Source organism: Oceanospirillum maris DSM 6286, assembly GCF_000422865.1.
Lineage (GTDB): Bacteria > Pseudomonadota > Gammaproteobacteria > Pseudomonadales > Halomonadaceae > Oceanospirillum > Oceanospirillum maris.
Window position 1 is genome coordinate 1 of record NZ_AUGW01000021.1, and the last position, 22,256, is coordinate 22,256.

The window sequence follows — 22,256 nt, forward strand, 5'->3', positions numbered from 1 at the left end:
CTGAAAGAACGAACGATAATCGGATACGCTCGATTACAAAGACTGAATCAATAAAGACGCAATACAGAATTTAAGTTCTCGATTGGCATCGATCTACAACTTTTTTGCTTGACGACAATAGCGTGTAGGAACCACCTGACTCCTTTCCGAACTCAGAAGTGAAACTGCTCAGCGCCGATGGTAGTGTGGGGTCTCCCCATGTGAGAGTAGGACATCGTCAAGCGCTTATTCTAAAAGCCCGTCTCTTCGAGACGGGCTTTTTTTATGCCTGGGATTTAGGTCGGCCTGATGTTAGGTCTGTTTAAGTAGGGCTATATGCCAAACCTTCAAATCCGTTATAGTGGTCATTTATGAATGGCTAGCTAGGAGATGTTGTGGATAATACAGCTTTGATTAACATGTTTTCTGATGGCGAGTGGCATAGTGGTGTTGATGCTGCTGCATTACTTGGCGTTAGCCGTGCGGCGGTTTGGAAACGACTGCAGAAGCTTGAAGGCATGGGGCTGCAGATCCAGAGAGAGCAAAGCAAAGGCTATCGCTTACCCTACAGTTTTAAGCCATTGACCGATGACGGCCTAGAAGATCTGCCTTTTGATATATCCATCCGCTCTATTACTGAGAGCACAAACACAGATGCACAGCTACGGGTTAAAGATAAGGCTCTTCCGTGGCCTGAAAGCTTTTCAGTTGTTCTTGCTGAGCAGCAGACCGCAGGCCGTGGACGCAGAGGGAAGCAGTGGATTAGTCCCTATGGCGCTAACCTATATCTTTCCTGTGCTGCATCCCTACCCGTTGGTGCCTCCTCTCTTGAAACATTGAGCCTGCATGTTGGTATTATTTTAGCGGCTGCCTTACAAGATGCAGGTTTACCTGATGTGAAAGTTAAGTGGCCAAATGATGTTTATGTCCAAGGTAAAAAAATAGCAGGCATTTTGATTGAGGTGGATGGCGACTTATCTAGCCATTGCAATGTTGTTATTGGGATAGGCGTGAATTTTACCCATGGAAGCCTAAGTGAAGACCAGGTGCAGCAGCCTTACAGTGCGGTTGATCTTTTTTGTGAGACGCGACGTGAATATATTGCGGCTGGTGTTATTTTGCAGATTCAGCAGCGTCTGGATCGAATCGTAAATGGTCTTATTGAAGCAGAGATAGCGGAATGGCCTGAGTATGATTTCTTACGTAATAAAAAAGTCACATTGCATTTAGGTGCGCAGCAAATAGAAGGTATTGCTCGGGGTATTGACGGGAGTGGTAACCTAAAGATAGAGCTGAGCGATGGTAGTGAACGGCTGTTTTCTGGTGGAGAAGTGAGTGTTAGAGCCCAATAAAATCCTATTGGTGGATGTCGGTAATACACGGGTTAAATATGCCATTGATGATGGACAGAGGCTTTCAACGATAATGGTGGTCTCGAGGCTGTCAGAGCTACCTCTGGGTGGCTTCTCGGAAATACGTGTAGCGACGGTTTCTCGTCACGATGAGATTGATCATTGGAAATCTGAGATTGCTGTAAACGTAAGGCAAGCTAAAGTCATTAAACAGCACCATAATTTGACCGTTGCTTATAATGAAGTAGAAAGGTTGGGTGTTGATCGTTGGTTGGCTATGCTTGCTGTTTGGTGTGAGAAAAAGACACCGACCTGTGTAGTTGATTTGGGAACGGCCATTACAGCAGATTATGTTTCTAGTGAGGGCGTACATTTAGGTGGTTACATTATTCCGGGATTTTCGCTTATGAAACAAAGTCTTGGGAATAATACTGCCTGTGTTGGCTTTGGCTCAAATGGCAAAGGTGTTGATCCTGGGAGTGTGACCGAGGCTTGTGTTGATCATGGTATTAATCGGCTTGTACGTGGTTTCTTGAAAGACTTGCTACAGGCTGAGCCAGCTTGTCATTCACTAGTGGTTACTGGTGGCGATAGTTCAAGGTTAGATTATCATGGATTTGAAGCTGATATATCTGTTGATGAAGCTCTTGTATTACGTGGTTTGCGATATGCCTTTGAGTAAAAAAACAAAGAAAGTTTAAAAAAAGATTTGCCAAGCAATATTCAGGTTGGTATAGTACGCCCCGTTGCCGCAAGAGGCACAAGCTAGCAACTTGTAGTGCTTATATTTTTATTAGCCAGTTAAGTTGATAAGCTCGGAGGGGTTCCCGAGTGGCCAAAGGGAGCAGACTGTAAATCTGCCGGTTCGCCTTCGAAGGTTCGAATCCTTCCCCCTCCACCATTTTTCTTGCGGGCATAGTTTAGTGGTAGAACCTCAGCCTTCCAAGCTGATGATGCGGGTTCGATTCCCGCTGCCCGCTCCAGGGCTCATGTAGCTCAGTCGGTAGAGCACTTCCTTGGTAAGGAAGAGGTCACCGGTTCAATTCCGGTCATGAGCTCCAGTATTTTAAAAGCAGACGGTTTATCCGTCTGTTTTTTTCTGTGTAGCTTTTAGCTTTTTTGGCTTGCAAGTCAATAAGCTCAAGAGTAGAATGCTCGGGCTGTTTTTTAGGCTCAGCGAGCAAGTGTTAGGCCAGTAGTTCAATTGGTAGAGCACCGGTTTCCAAAACCGGCTGTTGGGGGTTCGAGTCCCTCCTGGCCTGCCAGTATCTCCCCGTCTGGTATATCCTTCTCGGCAATCGCCGAAATCTAAGGAGTTCATAATGAAAAGCAATGCAGAAGAAGCCCAGCTATCAAATGATGCGGCTAAAGCCAAGTCATCAAATGATGCAGTTAAATGGGTTTTGGTTATTCTGCTTGTCTCTGCTGCTGTGGCGGGAAATCTCTACTATAACGAGTACTCGCCGTTATACCGTGCCCTTGCAATTATTGTTATGGCCGCTATAGCTGGATTTATTGCTCTGAAGACAGAGAAAGGCAGTCGCTTCTTAGTTAAGGCGGCTGAGTCGCGTGCAGAGATACGTAAAGTTGTTTGGCCATCAAGACAAGAGACGACACAAACGACCTTGATTGTTTTGGCTGCTGTTTTATTTATGGGATTGGTTCTCTGGGGTATTGATACTCTACTGGGTTGGCTGATTTCATTAATCGTGAATTAATCGAGGAATAGACATGTCGAAGCGTTGGTATGTTGTACATGCCTATTCGGGTTATGAGAAGCATGTGATGCGCTCGCTTCAAGAGCGTGTAAAGCTTCGTGGTGTTGAAGACCTGTTTGGCGAGATTCTTGTGCCAACAGAGGAAGTCGTTGAAATGCGTGACGGCAAAAAGCGCAAGAGCGAGCGTAAGTTTTATCCAGGGTACGTGTTAGTGCAGATGGAAATGAATGATTCTGCATGGCATTTAGTAAAAGAAACCCCTCGTGTACTTGGCTTTATCGGTGGCACAGCAGAAAAACCTGCTGCGATTACTGAACGTGAAGCAGATGCTATTTTACAGCGTGTGGCTGACCGTACCGACAAACCGCGTCCGAAGACATTATTTGAACCCGGTGAAGTGGTTCGTGTCACAGATGGTCCTTTTGCGGACTTTAACGGTGTTGTTGAAGAAGTGAATTATGAGAAGAGTAGGCTGCAGGTTTCTGTGCTTATCTTCGGTCGCTCTACCCCTGTTGAGCTAGAGTTTGGACAGGTAGAGAAAGACTAAGCTTTAAAGAATTTTTTCAGGTGCAAGGCACTTTAACGGGAAGCCGTAAGGCGTTATACCCAAATAGGAGAGAATCATGGCTAAGAAAGTACAAGCCTATATCAAGCTACAAGTAGCTGCTGGTAAAGCGAATCCAAGTCCACCAGTTGGTCCTGCTCTGGGTCAACACGGTGTGAATATCATGGAATTCTGTAAAGCATTCAATGCTGCAACACAAGATGTTGAAGCGGGTCTGCCGATTCCTGTTGTTATTACTGTTTATGCTGATCGTAGCTTTACTTTTGTAACTAAGACGCCTCCAGCGGCAGTTCTGCTTTTGAAAGCAGCTGGCCTGAAAAGCGGTAGCGCACGTCCGAACACTGTAAAAGTGGGTTCTGTGACGCGTGCACAGCTTGAAGAGATCGCAACCACTAAACAGCCTGATCTGACTGCATCTGATATGGATGCTGCAGTTCGTACAATCGCTGGTACTGCCCGTAGTATGGGTCTGAACGTGGAGGGTCTGTAAGATGGCTAAGCTAACTAAGCGCGCAAAACTGATTCGTGAAAAAGTAGAAGCTGAAAAAGCATACTCAGTAGCAGATGCTGTTGCACTACTATCTGAACTATCTACTGTTAAGTTCAAAGAGTCTGTAGAAGTTGCTGTTAACCTAGGTGTAGATCCTCGTAAATCTGACCAAGTTGTACGTAGCGCAACTGTTATGCCTAACGGTACTGGTAAAGATGTTCGTGTTGCTGTGTTTACACAGGGCGCAAATGTTGACGCCGCTAAAGAAGCTGGTGCAGACGTTGTGGGTATGGACGAGCTAGCGGCTCAAATGAAAGGCGGTGACCTGAACTATGACGTTGTTATCGCATCTCCTGATGCAATGCGCGTTGTTGGTCAATTAGGTCAGCTTTTAGGCCCCCGTGGTCTAATGCCTAACCCGAAAGTTGGTACTGTAACTCCTGATGTTGCTACTGCTGTTAAAAATGCAAAAGCTGGCCAGGTTCGCTACCGTACAGACAAGAACGGTATTATTCATGCTGGTATTGGTAAAGTAGATTTCTCTGCTGATGCTATCAAAGGTAACCTTGAAGCACTTGTTGCTGATCTGAAGAAGCTAAAACCATCTGCTTCTAAAGGTATTTACCTGAAGAAAATTACTCTGTCTTCAACAATGGGTCCAGGTCTATTAATCGACCTGTCTGATCTAGACGCTTAAGACAGAAAATAAACTTTGCGGGGCTCTTAGTGAACATTGCTGAGAGTTTCGTCAAAGACCGCAGGAGCTTAGGCTTAATCTCAGACTTTTGTTCTCGGTCCTGCGCAGATGGAATGGCCCGCCAGAATTTCTGGTGCCGAACCATCGTTACTTCCCTGAAAAGGGGTGGTGGTAAGAAGAAGGCGAAAGCCTTCATAGCTTAGGAGCAAATAAAGTGGCACTACGTCTCGAAGACAAAAAAGCAATTGTTGCTGAAGTCAACGAAGCTGCCAGTTCTGCTCTTTCTGTTGTAGTTGCCGACTCACGTGGCGTTACTGTAGGTGCAATGACTGCTCTACGTAAAAGTGCTCGTGAAGCCGGTGTTCAGCTACGTGTTGTTCGTAACACGTTAGCTCGCCTAGCTGTTGAAGGTACCTCTTTTGAGTGCCTGAAAGAAAGCTTCGTAGGCCCTACTCTGATTGCTTTCTCTATGGAGCATCCTGGTGCGGCAGCGCGTCTTCTTAAAGATTTTGCAAAAGAAGAAGAAGCGTTCGAAGTAAAAGCTCTGGCGTACGAAGGAGAGTTGATCGCAGCGGCAGATATTGACCGTTTGGCAAAACTGCCAACATACGACGAAGCTATTGCAAGCTTGATGATGACTATGAAAGAAGCATCTGCAGGCAAGCTGGCTCGCACTCTGGCAGCTATTCGCGATCAGAAGGAAGCAGAAGCCGCTTAATAGCGTTTCTCTTTCTATCGATAAAGAATTTTGGTTTTAACGAGCGACAATTGCTCTACAACGTTGGGAAGCTAAGATAATGGCTCTGACTAAAGAAGATATCATCAATGCAGTTGCAGAAATGTCCGTTATGGATGTTGTTGAACTGATTGAAGCAATGGAAGAAAAATTCGGTGTATCTGCTGCTGCTGTTGCAGTTGGTGCTGCTGCTGGTGGCGAAGCTGCTGCCGTTGAGCAAACTGAATTTGACGTTGTTCTTACCGCTGTTGGCGATAAGAAAGTAAACGTAATTAAAGCAGTTCGTGCAATCACTGGTCTTGGCTTGAAAGAAGCTAAAGCAATGGTTGACGGTGCTCCAGCTTCAGTTAAAGAAGGCGTTTCTAAGGATGACGCTGAAGCTGCAAAAGCACAGCTGGAAGAAGCTGGTGCAAGCGCAGAGCTTAAGTAATTAGCTTTGCGTTACAGCAGACGCTGCTGAAATTGCAGTGGGCTGGTGGCGATTCGCCACCGGCCTTTTTCTGTTCATAATATCCTTGACTGCTTTAAAACACGTAACTGCCTTTTCGGCGGTGTGAAGACTTATCGGCTGCAATCGTTAGATTAGATCGTGCCGAAGCCTGAGATCAGATGAACAAGCTGGGGAATACTGATGGCTTACTCATATACTGAGAAAAAACGTATCCGCAAGGATTTCGGTAAACTACCCCAAGTCATGGATGTGCCGTATTTGCTGGCCATCCAGCTGGACTCCTATCGATCCTTCCTGCAAGAAGATAAAACTATAGAACAGCGGGAGGATCTAGGCCTTCACGCTGCGTTTAAATCGGTATTCCCTATCGAGAGCTATTCCGGTAACGCATCTCTGGAATATGTTAGCTATCGTCTAGGCAGCCCGGTTTTTGATGTAAAAGAGTGCCAGTTGCGTGGTATTACCTACGCGGCTCCTCTGCGCGTAAAAGTTCGCCTTGTGATTTATGACCGTGAGTCATCAAATAAGGCAATCAAGGATATTAAAGAACAAGAAGTCTACATGGGCGAGATGCCTCTGATGACTGGGAACGGTACCTTTGTTATTAACGGTACTGAGCGTGTTATCGTATCCCAGCTTCACCGTTCTCCTGGTGTATTCTTTGATCATGATAAAGGTAAGACACACTCTTCAGGCAAGTTGCTGTATTCAGCACGTGTGATTCCTTATCGTGGTTCTTGGTTGGACTTTGAGTTCGACCCTAAAGATAGCGTTTTCGTCCGTATTGACCGTCGACGTAAGCTGCCTGCCTCTGTACTGCTTCGTGCACTGAACTACACATCTGAACAGATGCTGGGTATGTTCTTTGACACTAACAAGTTTTATTTTGAGCGTGATGGCTTGCGCATGGAACTAGTTCCTTCGCGTCTACGTGGTGAAACGGCATCTTTTGATATTTGCGATAACGATGGCAATGTCATCGTTGAAAAAGATCGCCGTATCACGCCGCGACATATCCGTCAGATTGAAAAGGCGGGTATTGATAAGCTTAAAGTTCCTCTTGATTATCTGTTTGGCCGTGTTCTTGCCAAAGATATGGTCAATGAGAAGACCGGTGAGCTGATCTGTGAGTGTAACTCAGAGATTAATGCTGAAATCCTTGAGAATTTAGCCGCTGCCGGTTGTAAAGTTATTGAAACGCTTTACACCAATGACTTAGATTGTGGCCCGTTTATTTCGGACACGCTTCGCATTGATAGTACGCGCAATCAACTGGAAGCATTGGTAGAAATCTACCGGATGATGCGTCCTGGTGAGCCGCCAACTAAAGAATCAGCAGAGTCTCTATTCGAGAACCTGTTCTTTAGTGAAGACCGTTACGATCTTTCTGCGGTTGGCCGCATGAAGTTCAACCGTCGTATTAATCGTGAAGGTGATACCGGATCCGGCGTTCTAAGCCACGAAGATATTATCGACGTACTGCGCGAGTTGATCAATATTCGTAACGGTAAAGGTGAAGTTGATGATATCGATCACCTTGGTAACCGTCGTATTCGTTCTGTTGGTGAAATGGCTGAAAACCAGTTCCGTGTAGGTCTGGTTCGTGTTGAGCGTGCTGTTAAAGAGCGTTTGTCTCTTGCAGAAAGCGAAGGTCTGATGCCTCAAGACCTGATCAATGCCAAGCCCGTTGCTGCTGCAATCAAAGAATTCTTTGGTTCTTCGCAGTTATCTCAGTTTATGGATCAGAATAACCCGCTATCTGAGGTGACTCACAAGCGTCGTGTTTCTGCGTTAGGCCCTGGTGGTTTAACCCGTGAACGTGCGGGCTTTGAAGTACGTGACGTACACCCAACGCATTACGGTCGTGTTTGCCCTATTGAGACACCTGAAGGGCCAAACATTGGTCTGATTAACTCATTGGCGACTTATGCGCGCACTAACGATTACGGTTTCCTTGAAACACCTTACCGTAAAGTTAATGACGGCCAAGTAACCGACGAGTTGGTTTATCTATCTGCGATTGAAGAAAGTCAGTACGTTATCGCTCAGGCTTCCGCAACGATTAAAGATGGCATGCTGGTTGATGAGCTGGTTCAGGTACGTAATAAGGGTGAAACAACCTTTATGACGCCTAGCCAAGTAACACTGATGGATGTATCTCCTCGTCAGGTTGTGTCCGTTGCCGCGGCTTTGATTCCGTTCCTAGAGCACGATGATGCTAACCGAGCCTTGATGGGTTCGAACATGCAACGTCAGGCTGTACCAACACTGCGTGCTGACAAGCCGCTAGTGGGTACGGGTATGGAGCGCTTCGTTGCTCGTGACTCTGGTGTTTGTGCGATAGCGACCCGTGGCGGTGTCATTGACTCTGTTGATGCAAGCCGTGTTGTTATTCGTGTTAATGACGAAGAAACAGAAGTGGGTGAAGCAGGTGTAGATATTTACAACCTGACTAAGTACACCCGTTCTAACCAGAACACCTGTATTAATCAGCGTGCCATTGTGCGCTCTGGTGATGTTGTTGCAAAAGGCGATATCCTAGCGGATGGCCCTTCTGTTGACTTAGGTGATCTGGCTCTTGGTCAGAACATGCGTATCGCCTTTATGCCTTGGAACGGTTACAACTTCGAGGATTCCATTTTGGTTTCCGAACGAGTTGTACAAGAAGATCGTTTCACCACGATCCATATTCAAGAGCTAACCTGTGTATCCCGTGATACCAAGTTAGGCCCTGAAGAGATTACCTCTGATATTCCGAATGTGGGTGAAAGCGCACTAGGCAAGCTGGACGAGTCCGGTATTGTTTACATCGGTGCAGAAGTAGGTGCTGGCGATATTCTAGTGGGTAAGGTGACACCTAAAGGTGAAACCCAGCTGACGCCTGAAGAGAAGCTACTGCGTGCGATCTTCGGTGAAAAAGCTTCTGATGTTAAAGATACCTCTCTGCGTGTTGCTACTGGTGTGAAAGGTACGGTTATTGACGTACAGGTCTTTACCCGTGACGGTGTTGAGAAAGATACTCGTGCCCGCGCTATTGAGCAGTCACAGTTAGATGAAGTTCGTAAAGATCTTCAAGAAGAATACCGTATCGCAGAAGAAGCAACGTTCGAACGTCTTGGTCGTCAGATTGAAGGTCAAGATGTACTGAGTGGTCCTAAGCTAGTGAAAGGCGATAGCCTGACGAGCGACTACTTGGCAGAGCTGCCACGTAAAGAATGGTTCAAAATCACTCTATCCGATGATGCTCTAAACGAAGTACTGCTACAGGCTGATGAACAGCTGCAGCAACGTCGTAAAGAGATGGATGAGAAGTTTGAAGACAAGAAGAAGAAACTGCAGCAAGGTGATGACCTGGCTCCGGGTGTTCTTAAGATTGTTAAGGTTTACGTTGCTATTAAACGCCGGATCCAGCCGGGTGATAAAATGGCGGGTCGTCACGGTAACAAAGGTGTAATCTCAGCGATTATGCCGATTGAAGATATGCCGTACGATGCGAAAGGCGAGCCGGTTGATATCGTTCTGAACCCTCTGGGCGTACCATCGCGTATGAACGTAGGTCAGATTCTGGAAACACACTTGGGCATGGCAGCAAAAGGTCTTGGCGACAAGATCAATGAAATGTTGCTAGAGCAGCGTGATAACCAAGTTCAAGAAATCCGTGATTTCTTGGATAAGGTTTATAACCAAGTGGGTAGTCATAAAGAAGATATTGATAGCCTTACTGACGAAGAAGTGATTTCACTGGCACAGAACCTGCGTAAAGGTGTTCCTATTGCAACGCCTGTATTCGATGGTGCTCCTGAGCCAGAGATTAAAGCGCTTCTACGCCTTGCTGATATCCCTGATAGTGGTCAGGTATGGTTGCGTGATGGCCGTACCGGTGAACAGTTTGACCGTCCTGTGACCGTTGGTTACATGTACATGCTGAAACTGAACCACTTGGTCGATGATAAGATGCATGCCCGTTCTACAGGTTCATACAGCCTTGTAACGCAGCAGCCATTGGGCGGTAAAGCTCAGTTTGGTGGTCAGCGTTTCGGTGAGATGGAAGTGTGGGCACTGGAAGCATACGGCGCGGCTTATACCCTTCAGGAGATGCTGACTGTTAAGTCGGATGATGTGAACGGTCGTACTAAGATGTATAAAAACATCGTAGATGGCGATCACCGCATGGAACCGGGTATGCCAGAATCCTTCAACGTACTGGTGAAGGAAATCCGTTCTCTGGGTATCGACATTGACCTTGAAAGCCAGTGAGCTCTATAGGTTTTAACAGATGAATTCCGTTGCGGGCTACGGCCCGCATCAGTAACTCCATTTGGAGCAGTGGCCGATGAAAGATCTAGTTAATGTGCTGAAAGCACAGGGACAAAGCGACGAATTCGATTCGATTAAGATCACGCTGGCATCGCCAGACATGATCCGCGCTTGGTCCTTTGGCGAAGTTAAAAAGCCAGAGACAATCAACTATCGTACCTTTAAGCCAGAACGTGATGGTCTGTTCTGTGCCAAAATCTTTGGTCCGGTAAAAGACTACGAGTGCCTGTGCGGTAAATATAAGCGCATGAAGCACCGTGGTATTATTTGTGAAAAATGTGGTGTAGAGGTTACTCAGGCTAAAGTACGCCGTGATCGTATGGGTCACATTGAACTGGCGTCACCTGTTGCACACATTTGGTTCCTGAAATCTCTGCCGTCACGTATCGGTCTGTTGCTTGACATGACTCTGCGCGATATCGAGCGTGTTCTATACTTTGAGTCTTTCGTAGTGATCGATCCGGGTATGACCACACTTGAGCGTGGCCAGCTGCTGAACGATGAGCAGTACTACGAAGCGCTGGAAGAGTTCGGTGACGACTTTGACGCCCGCATGGGTGCTGAAGCGATTCAGGGTCTGATGAAGGATATTGAACTCGAAGACGAGATCAATCATCTGCGTGAAGAGATTCCACAGACCAACAGTGAAACCAAGATCAAGAAGCTGTCTAAGCGTCTTAAATTGCTGGAAGCCTTCTTCAAGTCAGGCAACAAGCCTGAATGGATGATCATGGAGGTGCTGCCGGTACTGCCACCGGGTCTGCGTCCTCTGGTACCTCTGGATGGTGGTCGTTTCGCGACATCAGACCTGAACGATCTGTACCGCCGGGTGATCAACCGTAACAACCGTCTGAAGCGCCTGCTTGACCTGAACGCTCCGGACATCATCGTACGCAACGAAAAACGTATGCTGCAGGAGTCTGTTGACGCCCTGTTGGATAACGGTCGTCGTGGCCGTGCGATTACGGGCTCTAACAAGCGTCCTCTGAAATCTTTGGCTGACATGATCAAAGGTAAGCAGGGTCGTTTCCGTCAGAACCTTCTGGGTAAGCGGGTTGACTACTCGGGTCGTTCGGTAATTACCGTAGGTCCACAGTTGAAACTGCACCAGTGTGGTCTGCCGAAGAAAATGGCGCTTGAGCTATTTAAGCCGTTTATCTTTGCTCGTTTAGAAGCTAAAGGTATGGCGACAACCATCAAAGCGGCGAAGAAGATGGTTGAGCGCGAACTGCCAGAAGTATGGGATATCCTTGCTGAGGTTATTCGTGAGCACCCAGTAATGCTTAACCGTGCACCAACATTGCACCGTTTAGGTATTCAAGCATTTGAGCCTTTACTGATTGAAGGTAAAGCGATCCAGCTGCATCCGCTGGTTTGTGCGGCGTATAACGCCGACTTCGATGGTGATCAGATTGCTGTTCACTTGCCGCTGACCACCGAAGCACAGCTTGAAGCTCGCGCTTTGATGATGTCGACCAACAACGTACTGTCTCCAGCGAACGGTGAACCAATCATCGTACCGTCTCAAGATGTTGTGTTGGGTCTGTACTATATGACTCGTGACCGCATTAACGCGAAAGGTGAAGGCATGATCTTCAGCGGCGTTGATGAAGCGGAGCGTGCATTAGGTGCTGGCCACGTTAATCTTCAAGCCCGCGTAAAAATTCGTGTTATTGAAAATGTGCTAAGCGAAGATGGTGTGATGGAGCAACGTAGCTCTATCCAAGACACCACGGTTGGTCGCAGTATGTTATATCGCGTGTTGCCAAAAGGTCTTCCGTTTGAGCTGGTTAATCAGCCAATGACCAAAAAAGCAATTTCACGCTTGATCAACAACTCGTACCGTCGCGTAGGTCTGAAAGATACGGTTATCTTTGCAGATCAGCTGATGTACACGGGCTTCCGTCAAGCCACGCTTTCTGGCGCATCAATTGGTGTTAACGATTTCGTTATCCCTGATGCAAAAGCTGCGATCGTTGCAGCCTCAGAAGCAGAAGTAAAAGAAATTGAACAGCAGTTCTCTTCCGGTCTGGTAACCCAGGGTGAGAAGTACAACAAAGTTATCGATATCTGGTCTAAGGCAAACGATAAAGTTGCTAAGGCAATGATGGAAGGTATCTCAAAAGAAACAGTAATCAACCGTGATGGCGTAGAAGAAGAGCAAGACTCTTTTAACTCCGTCTTTATCATGGCTGATTCTGGTGCTCGGGGTAGTGCTGCTCAGATTCGTCAGTTGGCGGGTATGCGTGGTCTGATGGCTAAGCCGGATGGCTCGATCATCGAAACGCCAATTGTGGCGAACTTCCGTGAAGGTTTGAACGTACTTCAGTACTTCATCTCTACTCACGGTGCTCGTAAAGGTTTGGCGGATACTGCACTAAAAACAGCGAACTCGGGTTACCTAACCCGTCGTCTTGTTGATGTTGCGCAAGATTTGGTTGTTACTGAGCGTGACTGTGGCACTCAAAATGGTCTAACGATGACGCCTCTCATTGAGGGTGGTGACATTGTAGTACCTCTGGGCCATCGTGTACTGGGTCGTGTTGTTGCGCAAGATGTTGTTAAGCATGATACTGGCGAAATTCTAATTGCTGCCGGTACGCTGCTTGATGAAGCTTGGTGTGATTCACTGGATACCATGGGTATTGATGAGATCATTGTGCGCTCTGCGATCTCCTGCGATACGCGTTACGGTGTTTGCTCAAGCTGTTATGGTCGTGACCTTGCCCGTGGCCACATCGTTAACGTTGGCGAAGCGGTTGGTGTTATCGCGGCTCAGTCGATCGGTGAACCCGGTACTCAGCTGACGATGCGTACGTTCCACATTGGTGGTGCGGCATCTCGTGCATCGGCTATTGATAACGTACAAGTTAAACATGGCGGTAAAGTACGCTTCCACAATATCAAAGTAGTGGAACGTAAAGATGGTAAGTTAGTTGCTGTATCTCGCTCTGGTGCACTGGCCGTGGCTGATGAGACTGGTCGTGAGCGTGAGTACTACAAACTGCCATACGGTGCTGAGATCAGTGTCCGTGAAGGCGATATGGTTGAATCAGGTCAGATTCTTGCTAAATGGGATCCGCACACTCACCCAATCGTTGTTGAAATGGGCGGTCGTACTCGCTTTAACGGTATGGAAGACGGCATCAGCATCACCCGTACACAGGATGAGCTGACAGGCCTGTCTCACATCGAAGTGATGGATGCCTCGGCCCGACCTGCAGCAGGCAAGGACATGCGTCCTATGATCATGCTGTTGGATGAAGCTGGCAACGAACTGTCTATGCCTAACTCACAGACACCTGTACAGTACCTGCTTCCTGGTAATGCAGTTATTACCGTCGAAGATGGTAAAGAAGTCGGTGTTGGTGAGATTATCGCCCGTATTCCACAGGAATCTAGCGGTAACAAAGATATTACCGGTGGTTTGCCACGAGTGGCCGACCTATTCGAAGCTCGTCGCCCTAAAGAGCCAGCTTTGCTTGCTGAAATCTCTGGTGTCGTAACCTTCGGTAAAGAAACAAAAGGTAAGCGTCGTATTCAGATTACTCCTGAAAATGGTGATACCTATGAAGTACTGATCCCTAAATGGCGCGTGATGAACGTGTTTGAAGGTGAGAAGGTTGAGCGTGGTGAGGTGATCTCTGATGGTCCATCTAACCCGCACGATATTCTGCGTCTTCTGGGTGTTAGCCGATTGGCTGAATATATCACTAGCGAAGTGCAAGAAGTTTATCGTCTACAAGGTGTAGGCATTAACGATAAGCACATTGAGGTGATTGCTCGTCAGATGCTACGTAAAGCTGAAATTACTGAAACAGGTGATTCAAGCTTTATTCATGGTGATCAGGTAGAAGTTTCTCAGGTACTGGAAGAAAACGAAATCCTTAGCAAGGCTGATAAATTCCCTGCTAAATATGATCGTGTGCTACAGGGTATTACTAAAGCGTCTCTGGCAACTGAGTCCTTTATCTCTGCTGCATCTTTCCAGGAAACTACGCGAGTGCTGACTGAGGCTGCCGTAACAGGTAAGCGAGATCAGCTACGTGGCCTGAAAGAAAACGTGGTTGTGGGTCGTCTAATACCGGCTGGTACGGGTTTGACTTACCACAAAAACCGCAAGAAGAAACGTCAAGATGTTGAAGCAGCGCAAGCTGGCCCTACGGCTAGTGAAGTTGAAGCAGCATTGAGCGAAATGCTTAACAGCGAAGAATAAAACTCTTTTGTTGTAAAGTGAGTGAAGACCGGACGATGTCCGGTCTTGACTGTCTGCGGGAGGCAACATACAATGCGCCTCCTTAATTAGTATGGCGGTGGTTTAGCCACTGTCTTTTTTTGTGTACAACGTGGAGTCTGCTTGCATGGCAACCATCAATCAGTTGGTACGCAAACCTCGTAAGCGTAAAGTTGAGAAGAGCGACGTTCCTGCCCTTCAAAGCTGCCCGCAAAAGCGCGGTGTATGTACTCGTGTATACACAACTACCCCTAAGAAGCCTAACTCGGCTCTTCGTAAGGTATGTCGTGTACGTTTGACTAACGGTTTTGAAGTTTCCTCATACATCGGCGGTGAAGGTCACAACCTTCAGGAGCACTCTGTTGTTCTAATCCGTGGTGGTCGTGTGAAGGATTTGCCTGGTGTTCGTTATCACACAGTTCGTGGTAGCTTGGATACTTCTGGCGTACAAGATCGTAAACAGGGCCGTTCCAAATATGGAACAAAACGTCCTAAGTCATAATAATTTAATTTCTGTCTGATAAGAGTAAGGCCAGAGTAATTTCTGGATTTACCTGAAGACCTTAAAGAGGGCTTATCAATGCCTAGACGTCGCGTCGCCGCAAAGCGTGATATTATTCCGGATCCTAAGTTCGGTAATGAGCGCCTGGCTAAGTTTATGAACCATGTAATGGTTAGCGGTAAGAAGTCTGTTGCTGAAAAAATCGTTTACGGTGCTCTTGAGAAAGTTGAAGAGCGCAGCAAAGAGCAGCCGCTGGATATGTTTGAAAAAGCACTTGAGTCAATCCAGCCTTTGGTGGAAGTAAAATCCCGCCGTGTGGGTGGTGCTACATATCAAGTACCCGTTGAAGTGCGTCCTTCCCGTCGTATGGCTCTAGCTATGCGTTGGTTGGTTGATGCGGCACGTAGTCGTGGTGAAAAATCCATGAATCTACGTCTTGCTGGTGAAATTCTTGATGCAGCCGAAGGTAAAGGCGCTGCAGTTAAGAAACGTGAAGACGTTCACCGCATGGCTGAAGCGAACAAGGCGTTCTCGCACTACCGCTTCTAGTAAAACGGGAGATATGTCGTGGCACGTAAGACCCCAATTGACCGCTACCGTAACATCGGAATCTGCGCGCACGTTGATGCTGGTAAAACTACCACGACAGAACGTGTGCTTTTCTACACTGGTCTTTCTCATAAGATTGGTGAAGTGCATGATGGCGCGGCGACCATGGATTGGATGGAGCAAGAGCAGGAGCGTGGTATTACCATTACTTCTGCTGCTACCACCTGTTTCTGGTCAGGTATGGATCAACAGTTTGATCAGCATAGAATTAACATTATTGACACACCAGGGCACGTAGACTTCACCATTGAAGTTGAGCGCTCGCTGCGGGTGTTGGATGGTGCTGTGGTGGTTTTCTGTGGTTCCTCTGGTGTTGAGCCACAGTCTGAAACGGTATGGCGACAAGCGAACAAATATGAGGTTCCCCGAATCGTATTTGTAAACAAGATGGATCGAACAGGTGCAGATTTTCTGCGCGTTGTTGACCAGATTGAAAGCCGCTTGAGTGCAACAGCCGTTCCGATTCAGCTGAATATCGGCAAAGAAGAAGAGTTTGCAGGCGTTGTCGATTTGATGCGCATGAAAGCTGTCTACTGGAATGAAGCCGATAACGGTATGACTTATGAGCTGCAAGAGATTCCTGCTGAATTGCAGGCTCAAGCAGAAGAGTACCGTGAAAAAATGGTTGAGGCAGCTGCCGAAGCCAATGATCAGCTGATGGACAAATATCTCGAAGGCGAAGAGCTGACTCTCGAAGAGATTAAGTCAGGTCTTCGTGCCCGTGTATTGAATAACGAAATCGTACTGGCGCTTTGTGGTTCTGCATTTAAGAACAAAGGCGTTCAGGCGATGTTGGATGCGGTGGTGGAATACCTGCCGGCTCCAACTGAGGTTAAAGCAATTGAAGGTACGCTTGATGGCAGTGATGCTGTTGTTGCGCGTGAAGCAGATGATTCTGCGCCTTTTTCTGCTTTGGCTTTTAAAATTGCTACCGACCCCTTTGTGGGCGCATTGACCTTTGTTCGTGTGTATTCCGGTGTCTTGCAGACTGGTGACAGTGTTTATAACTCTGTTAAAGGCAAGAAAGAGCGTGTGGGCCGCATGGTTCAAATGCACGCCAACGACCGTGAAGAGATCAAAGAAGTTCGTGCGGGTGATATCGCAGCCTTAATCGGCATGAAAGATGTGACTACCGGTGACACCTTATGTGATGGGAAGGACAAAATCATACTTGAGCGTATGGAGTTCCCAGAGCCTGTTATTTCTGTTGCGGTTGAGCCAAGATCTCAAGCGGATCAAGAAAAAATGGGAATTGCTCTAGGTAAGCTTGCTCAAGAAGATCCGTCATTCCGAGTTAAAACTGACGAAGAAACCGGTCAAACCCTTATCTCAGGTATGGGTGAGCTACATCTTGATATTATCGTTGATCGTATGCGTCGCGAGTTCAAGGTAGAGGCTAATATCGGCAAGCCGCAGGTTGCGTATCGCGAAACCATTCGCTCATCCGTTGAGCAGGAAGGTAAGTTTATACGTCAGTCTGGTGGTCGCGGTCAGTTTGGTCACGTTTGGTTGCGTATAGAGCCCTTGACGGACAAGGGTGAAGACGAAGAAAAAATCTACGAATTCAAAAATGAAGTTGTAGGTGGAGTGGTGCCCAAGGAATACATTTCTGCTGTAGACAAGGGCTGCTCAGAGCAGCTGCAGAATGGCATTCTGGCCGGTTACCCAATGATCGACGTAAAGGTTACATTGTTTGATGGCTCGTACCATGATGTGGATTCCAATGAAATGGCGTTCAGAATCGCGGCATCGATGGCTGTCAGGCAAGGTTGTACTAAAGCAGATCCAGTACTGTTAGAGCCTCTAATGAAGGTCGAGGTGGTGACACCTGAAGAGTACATGGGTGATGTGATGGGCGACTTGAACCGTCGTCGTGGTTTGGTTCAAGGTATGGATGATACCGTTTCGGGGAAAGTCATCCGTGCCCTGGTACCGCTAGGTGAAATGTTCGGTTATGCAACCGACCTGCGCTCTGCAACTCAAGGCCGTGCCAGCTACAGCATGGAGTTTGATAAATATGCAGAAGCACCTTCAAACATTGTTGAAGCAGTTATTAATCATAAATAACCGCTAAATATGAAAAGAGGTTTTAGCTGTGTCTAAAGAAAAATTTGAACGTTCCAAACCGCACGTAAACGTTGGTACTATCGGCCACGTTGACCACGGTAAAACAACTCTTACTGCTGCTCTGACTCGTGTTTGTGCAGAAGTATTTGGTGGTACTGCTGTTGCATTTGACGGTATCGATAATGCTCCTGAAGAACGTGAGCGCGGTATTACTATCGCAACTTCTCACGTTGAGTATGATTCAACTATCCGTCACTACGCGCACGTAGACTGCCCTGGACACGCCGATTATGTTAAAAACATGATCACTGGTGCTGCTCAGATGGATGGTGCTATCCTAGTTTGTGGCGCGACTGATGGCCCTATGCCTCAGACTCGTGAGCACATCCTGCTGTCTCGTCAGGTTGGTGTACCTTACGTTGTAGTATTCCTGAACAAAGCTGATCTTCTTGCAGAAGATTGTGGCGGTGTTGGTACTGAAGAGTACGAAGAAATGCTAGAGCTAGTAGAAATGGAGATCCGTGATCTTCTATCTACTTACGACTTCCCTGGTGATGACACGCCAATCATTGCAGGTTCTGCATTGATGGCTCTTAACGGTGAAGACGCAGACGAGCTGGGTACTACTGCTGTTAAGAAATTGGTTGAAGCTCTGGATACTTATATCCCTGAGCCAGAGCGTGCTATTGACGGTGCGTTCCTGATGCCAATCGAAGACGTATTCTCTATCTCTGGCCGTGGTACTGTTGTAACGGGTCGTGTAGAGCGCGGTATCGTTAATACTGGTAGCGAAGTTGAAATCGTTGGTATTAAAGACACTGTTAAGACTACCTGTACTGGTGTTGAAATGTTCCGTAAGCTGCTTGACGAAGGTCGTGCAGGTGAGAACATTGGTGCGCTTCTACGTGGTACTAAGCGTGATGACGTTGAGCGTGGCCAAGTTCTTTGTGCGCCAGGTTCTATCTCTCCTCACACTGAATTTGAAGCAGAAGTGTACATCTTGTCTAAAGAAGAAGGCGGTCGTCATACTCCTTTCTTCAAAGGCTATCGTCCACAGTTCTACTTCCGTACTACTGACGTAACTGGTGCTTGTGAGCTTCCAGAAGGCGTTGAAATGGTTATGCCTGGTGATAACGTGCAACTGCGTGCTACGCTGATTGCTCCGATCGCTATGGAAGAAGGTCTGCGTTTCGCTATTCGTGAAGGCGGCCGTACTGTAGGTGCTGGTGTTGTTGCAAAAATCATTGCGTAATATTACGTATTGATTGAGCTGAGAAGGGATCCCGGTTATTTCGGCGATCCCTTTTCGTCTATGCTTGACATCTGATTTCCCTCCTCTTACAATGCGCTTCCTTTTTATCAAGGGTGAGCTCATTACGCTCGTTTCCAACTGGGGTTTTTGGAATGCAAAACCAGAAAATTCGTATTCGTCTGAAAGCATTCGATCATCGTCTGATCGATCAGTCCGCGCAGGAGATTGTTGATACTGCAAAGCGTACTGGTGCTCAGGTGCATGGTCCAATCCCGCTGCCGACCCGCAAAGAGCGTTTCACTGTGTTGATCTCTCCGCATGTGAACAAGGACGCGCGTGACCAGTACGAAATTCGTACGCACAAACGTGTTCTTGACATCGTAGAGCCAACTGAAAAAACAGTTGATGCGTTGATGAAGCTGGATCTGGCTGCTGGTGTTGATGTGCAGATCAGTCTTGGCTAATTGCCAAATCTAAATTAGGCGCTCGTCGCGAGACGACACACAATTTATAAGTGGAATGCAATGAAAAGTGCAGCCATAGCGGGTGACAGCCCCGTACACTAAGGAGTCGAAATATGACTATCGGTCTTGTCGGTAAGAAAAGCGGTATGACCCGCGTATTTACCGAAGATGGTGTATCCGTACCTGTAACTGTTATTGAGGTTTCTCCAAACCGTGTAACACAGGTTCGTACACTTGAAAAAGACGGCTATGCCGCTATCCAGGTAACTACTGGTGAGCGTAAGGCAAAGCATCTGACCAAAGCAGAGGCAGGTCACTTCGCGAAAGCGGGTGTTGCAGCTGGTAAAGGTCTTGTTGAGTTTCGTCTAGCGGAAGGTGATGAATCACCAGAAGTTGGCGGCGAACTGAACGTATCCCTCTTTGAAGCTGGTCAATTGATTGACGTGACTGGTTCTTCCAAGGGTAAAGGTTTCCAAGGTGCTGTTAAGCGTTGGAACTTCCGTACCCAAGATGCTACGCACGGTAACTCTCTTTCCCATCGTGCTCCAGGTTCCATTGGACAGTGTCAGACCCCAGGTCGCGTTTTCAAAGGTAAGAAAATGGCCGGACATATGGGTGCTGAGCGTAAAACTGTTCAGAGTCTGGAAGTTGTTCGTGTTGACGCAGAACGTAATTTGCTGCTGGTTAAAGGCGGTATTCCTGGTGCTCCAGGTAGTCAAGTTATCGTTCGTCCAGCAGTTAAAGCTCGCGGCTAAGGGGTAAGAGAATGAATCTGAATCTTGCAGGCGGAGCAGCGGGTACCGTAGAAGTATCTGAAGCAACTTTTGGTAAAGAGTATAATGAAGCTCTTGTTCACCAAGTTGTTACTGCGTATCTGGCAGCAGCCCGTCAAGGCACTCGTGCACAGAAGACCCGCTCAGAAGTGAGTGGTGGTGGCGCTAAACCATGGCGTCAGAAAGGTACTGGTCGCGCACGTGCGGGTACTATTCGTAGCCCTATCTGGCGTTCCGGTGGTACAACTTTCGCAGCGAAGCCTCAGAACTTTGAGCAGAAAGTAAACAAAAAGATGTATCGTGCAGCAATGCGCAGCATCCTATCTGAACTAGTACGTCAAGACCGTCTAGTTACAGTAGAAGCGTTTACTGTTGATGCGCCAAAGACTAAAATTCTGGTGAACAAACTGAAAGAGATGGAACTTGGTAAAGTTCTTATCGTAACTTCAGACGTTGATACTAACTTGTTCCTGGCAGCGCGTAACATCCCTAACGTAGAAGTTGTTGATGTTGCAGCAGCGAGCCCGGTAAGTTTAGTGGCTTATGAAAAAGTGCTGGTAACTGTACCTGCTCTGCGTCAGTTCGAGGAGAAGCTGGGATGAACCAAGAGCGCATTTTCAAGGTTCTACTAGGACCTCATGTTTCTGAGAAAGCGGCTATCGTTGCTGATGTAAATAATCAGTACGTATTTAAAGTAGCTGCCGACGCGACTAAACCAGAAATTAAAAAAGCAGTTGAGCAATTGTTTGAAGTTAGCGTTACCGGTGTTTGCACCGTAAACGTTAAAGGTAAAACTAAGCGCACTGCCCGTGGTATTGGTCGTCGTAAAGGTTTCCGCAAGGCGTATGTGTCTGTAGCGGAAGGTCAAGAAATCGACTTTGCTGGCGCTGAATAAGCGAGGAGTTGGGACAATGGCTATTGTTAAATCTAAACCCACATCAGCAGGTCGTCGCCACGTTGTTAAAGTAGTTAACAGTGATCTGCACAAAGGTGCTCCTTATGCACCGCTGCTGACTAAGAAACAAAAGACTGGCGGTCGTAACAATAACGGTCGTATTACCACTCGCCATATTGGTGGTGGTCATCGTCAACACTATCGTCTGGTTGATTTCCGTCGTAATAAAGATGGTATTCCAGCGACTGTTGAACGTATTGAATACGATCCGAACCGTACGGCGCATATTGCACTGCTGAAGTATGCTGACGGTGAACGTCGTTACATTATTGCACCTAAAGGTGTGAAAGCGGGCGATGCTGTACAGTCAGGTGCTGGTGCTCCGATTAAAGCGGGTAACACTCTACCACTGCGTAATATCCCAGTTGGTAGTGTTATTCACTGTATCGAACTGAAACCAGGCAAAGGTGCACAGATTGCACGTTCTGCTGGTGCTGGAGTTCAGCTAGTCGCTCGCGAAGGTACTTATGCTACACTTCGTCTGCGTTCTGGTGAAATGCGCAAAGTACTGGTTGAATGTCGTGCAACTCTGGGTGAAGTTGGTAACTCTGAGCACAGCTTGCGTCGCCTGGGTAAAGCAGGTGCTAAACGCTGGCGTGGTGTTCGTCCAACTGTTCGCGGTGTTGCAATGAACCCTGTTGATCACCCACACGGTGGTGGTGAGGGTCGTACCTCTGGTGGTCGTCATCCAGTAACCCCATGGGGTGTGCCGACTAAAGGTCATAAGACACGTAAGAACAAGCGTACTGATCGACTTATCGTCCGTCGTCGCGGTTCTAAGTAACAGTTATTAAGAGGATACAGCTGTGCCACGTTCACTGAAAAAAGGTCCATTTATAGACCTGCATCTGTTGAAGAAGGTTGAAGCTGCACTGGAAAAAAACGAGCGTCGTCCAATTAAGACTTGGTCTCGCCGTTCCATGATCCTACCTGAGATGGTAGGTCTGACCATTGCAGTTCATAACGGTCGCCAGCACGTGCCTGTACTTGTCTCTGAAGAGATGGTAGGTCACAAGCTGGGTGAATTCGCTGCTACTCGTACCTATCGCGGTCACGTAGCAGACAAGAAAGCCAAGCGTTAAGCCGAGGGGAATA

20 protein-coding genes, 4 tRNA genes and 1 rRNA gene are annotated in these 22,256 nt (G+C 47.3%); all 25 read left to right on the forward strand.

Annotation, left to right across the window (positions count from 1 at the left end; genetic code table 11):
* The first annotated feature begins 107 nt into the window (after positions 1 to 107).
* The 25 genes from rrf (at position 108) to rpsS (ending at position 22,243) form a co-directional block, all read left to right on the forward strand.
* A 5S ribosomal RNA gene (gene rrf / locus G517_RS0109315) occupies positions 108 to 223 on the forward strand.
* Positions 224 to 374: 151 nt separating this feature from the next.
* Complete coding sequence (locus G517_RS0109320) at positions 375 to 1,331, forward strand: biotin--[acetyl-CoA-carboxylase] ligase (protein WP_028304186.1); 957 nt, start codon at positions 375 to 377, stop codon at positions 1,329 to 1,331.
* Positions 1,315 to 2,013 carry a type III pantothenate kinase gene (locus tag G517_RS20120; protein ID WP_051206265.1) on the forward strand — a complete coding sequence of 233 codons (699 nt, stop codon included), beginning with the start codon at positions 1,315 to 1,317 and terminating at the stop codon, positions 2,011 to 2,013. The genes G517_RS0109320 and G517_RS20120 overlap by 17 nt, the downstream gene beginning before the upstream one ends.
* A gap of 135 nt (positions 2,014 to 2,148) precedes the next feature.
* Positions 2,149 to 2,232, forward strand: a tRNA-Tyr gene (locus G517_RS0109330).
* A gap of 8 nt (positions 2,233 to 2,240) precedes the next feature.
* Positions 2,241 to 2,314 (forward strand) — tRNA-Gly (locus G517_RS0109335).
* Positions 2,315 to 2,316: 2 nt separating this feature from the next.
* Positions 2,317 to 2,392, forward strand: a tRNA-Thr gene (locus G517_RS0109340).
* Between the two features lie 128 nt (positions 2,393 to 2,520).
* Positions 2,521 to 2,596, forward strand: a tRNA-Trp gene (locus G517_RS0109345).
* A 57-nt stretch (positions 2,597 to 2,653) separates the two neighbouring features.
* Entirely contained in the window at positions 2,654 to 3,049 is a 396-nt protein-coding gene (gene secE / locus G517_RS0109350) for a preprotein translocase subunit SecE (protein ID WP_036591050.1), read from the forward strand.
* Positions 3,050 to 3,062: 13 nt separating this feature from the next.
* Entirely contained in the window at positions 3,063 to 3,596 is a 534-nt protein-coding gene (nusG, locus tag G517_RS0109355; protein WP_028304188.1) for a transcription termination/antitermination protein NusG, read from the forward strand.
* A gap of 76 nt (positions 3,597 to 3,672) precedes the next feature.
* On the forward strand, positions 3,673 to 4,104 hold the full coding sequence (gene rplK / locus G517_RS0109360; RefSeq protein WP_028304189.1) for a 50S ribosomal protein L11: 432 nt from the start codon (positions 3,673 to 3,675) through the stop codon (positions 4,102 to 4,104).
* A 1-nt stretch (position 4,105) separates the two neighbouring features.
* Entirely contained in the window at positions 4,106 to 4,801 is a 696-nt protein-coding gene (gene rplA / locus G517_RS0109365; protein WP_028304190.1) for a 50S ribosomal protein L1, read from the forward strand.
* A gap of 214 nt (positions 4,802 to 5,015) precedes the next feature.
* A complete protein-coding gene (rplJ, locus tag G517_RS0109370; protein ID WP_028304191.1) occupies positions 5,016 to 5,519 on the forward strand; it encodes a 50S ribosomal protein L10 in 504 nt (167 codons plus the stop codon).
* Between the two features lie 79 nt (positions 5,520 to 5,598).
* Positions 5,599 to 5,967 carry a 50S ribosomal protein L7/L12 gene (rplL, locus tag G517_RS0109375; RefSeq protein WP_028304192.1) on the forward strand — a complete coding sequence of 123 codons (369 nt, stop codon included), beginning with the start codon at positions 5,599 to 5,601 and terminating at the stop codon, positions 5,965 to 5,967.
* Positions 5,968 to 6,168: 201 nt separating this feature from the next.
* A complete protein-coding gene (gene rpoB, locus G517_RS0109380) occupies positions 6,169 to 10,245 on the forward strand; it encodes a DNA-directed RNA polymerase subunit beta (protein ID WP_028304193.1) in 4,077 nt (1,358 codons plus the stop codon).
* 76 nt (positions 10,246 to 10,321) lie between these two features.
* Positions 10,322 to 14,521, forward strand: a complete 4,200-nt coding sequence (gene rpoC / locus G517_RS0109385; RefSeq protein WP_028304194.1) for a DNA-directed RNA polymerase subunit beta' — start codon at positions 10,322 to 10,324, stop codon at positions 14,519 to 14,521.
* 145 nt (positions 14,522 to 14,666) lie between these two features.
* Complete coding sequence (gene rpsL / locus G517_RS0109390) at positions 14,667 to 15,041, forward strand: 30S ribosomal protein S12 (RefSeq protein ID WP_028304195.1); 375 nt, start codon at positions 14,667 to 14,669, stop codon at positions 15,039 to 15,041.
* A 78-nt stretch (positions 15,042 to 15,119) separates the two neighbouring features.
* The gene (gene rpsG, locus G517_RS0109395; protein WP_028304196.1) at positions 15,120 to 15,590 is read left to right on the forward strand and encodes a 30S ribosomal protein S7; all 471 of its coding nucleotides are present in this window, start codon (positions 15,120 to 15,122) and stop codon (positions 15,588 to 15,590) included.
* 18 nt (positions 15,591 to 15,608) lie between these two features.
* Positions 15,609 to 17,717 carry an elongation factor G gene (gene fusA / locus G517_RS0109400; protein WP_028304197.1) on the forward strand — a complete coding sequence of 703 codons (2,109 nt, stop codon included), beginning with the start codon at positions 15,609 to 15,611 and terminating at the stop codon, positions 17,715 to 17,717.
* 28 nt (positions 17,718 to 17,745) lie between these two features.
* Entirely contained in the window at positions 17,746 to 18,969 is a 1,224-nt protein-coding gene (tuf, locus tag G517_RS0109405) for an elongation factor Tu (protein WP_028304198.1), read from the forward strand.
* A gap of 152 nt (positions 18,970 to 19,121) precedes the next feature.
* Positions 19,122 to 19,433, forward strand: a complete 312-nt coding sequence (gene rpsJ, locus G517_RS0109410) for a 30S ribosomal protein S10 (protein WP_028304199.1) — start codon at positions 19,122 to 19,124, stop codon at positions 19,431 to 19,433.
* Positions 19,434 to 19,546: 113 nt separating this feature from the next.
* Positions 19,547 to 20,188, forward strand: coding sequence for a 50S ribosomal protein L3 (rplC, locus tag G517_RS0109415; RefSeq protein WP_028304200.1), 642 nt, complete (start codon positions 19,547 to 19,549; stop codon positions 20,186 to 20,188).
* An 11-nt stretch (positions 20,189 to 20,199) separates the two neighbouring features.
* Entirely contained in the window at positions 20,200 to 20,808 is a 609-nt protein-coding gene (gene rplD / locus G517_RS0109420; RefSeq protein WP_028304201.1) for a 50S ribosomal protein L4, read from the forward strand.
* Positions 20,805 to 21,101 carry a 50S ribosomal protein L23 gene (rplW, locus tag G517_RS0109425; protein ID WP_028304202.1) on the forward strand — a complete coding sequence of 99 codons (297 nt, stop codon included), beginning with the start codon at positions 20,805 to 20,807 and terminating at the stop codon, positions 21,099 to 21,101. The genes rplD and rplW overlap by 4 nt, the downstream gene beginning before the upstream one ends.
* 16 nt (positions 21,102 to 21,117) lie before the next feature.
* On the forward strand, positions 21,118 to 21,945 hold the full coding sequence (rplB, locus tag G517_RS0109430) for a 50S ribosomal protein L2 (protein WP_028304203.1): 828 nt from the start codon (positions 21,118 to 21,120) through the stop codon (positions 21,943 to 21,945).
* A gap of 22 nt (positions 21,946 to 21,967) precedes the next feature.
* Complete coding sequence (gene rpsS / locus G517_RS0109435) at positions 21,968 to 22,243, forward strand: 30S ribosomal protein S19 (RefSeq protein ID WP_028304204.1); 276 nt, start codon at positions 21,968 to 21,970, stop codon at positions 22,241 to 22,243.
* Positions 22,244 to 22,256: the final 13 nt, after the last annotated feature.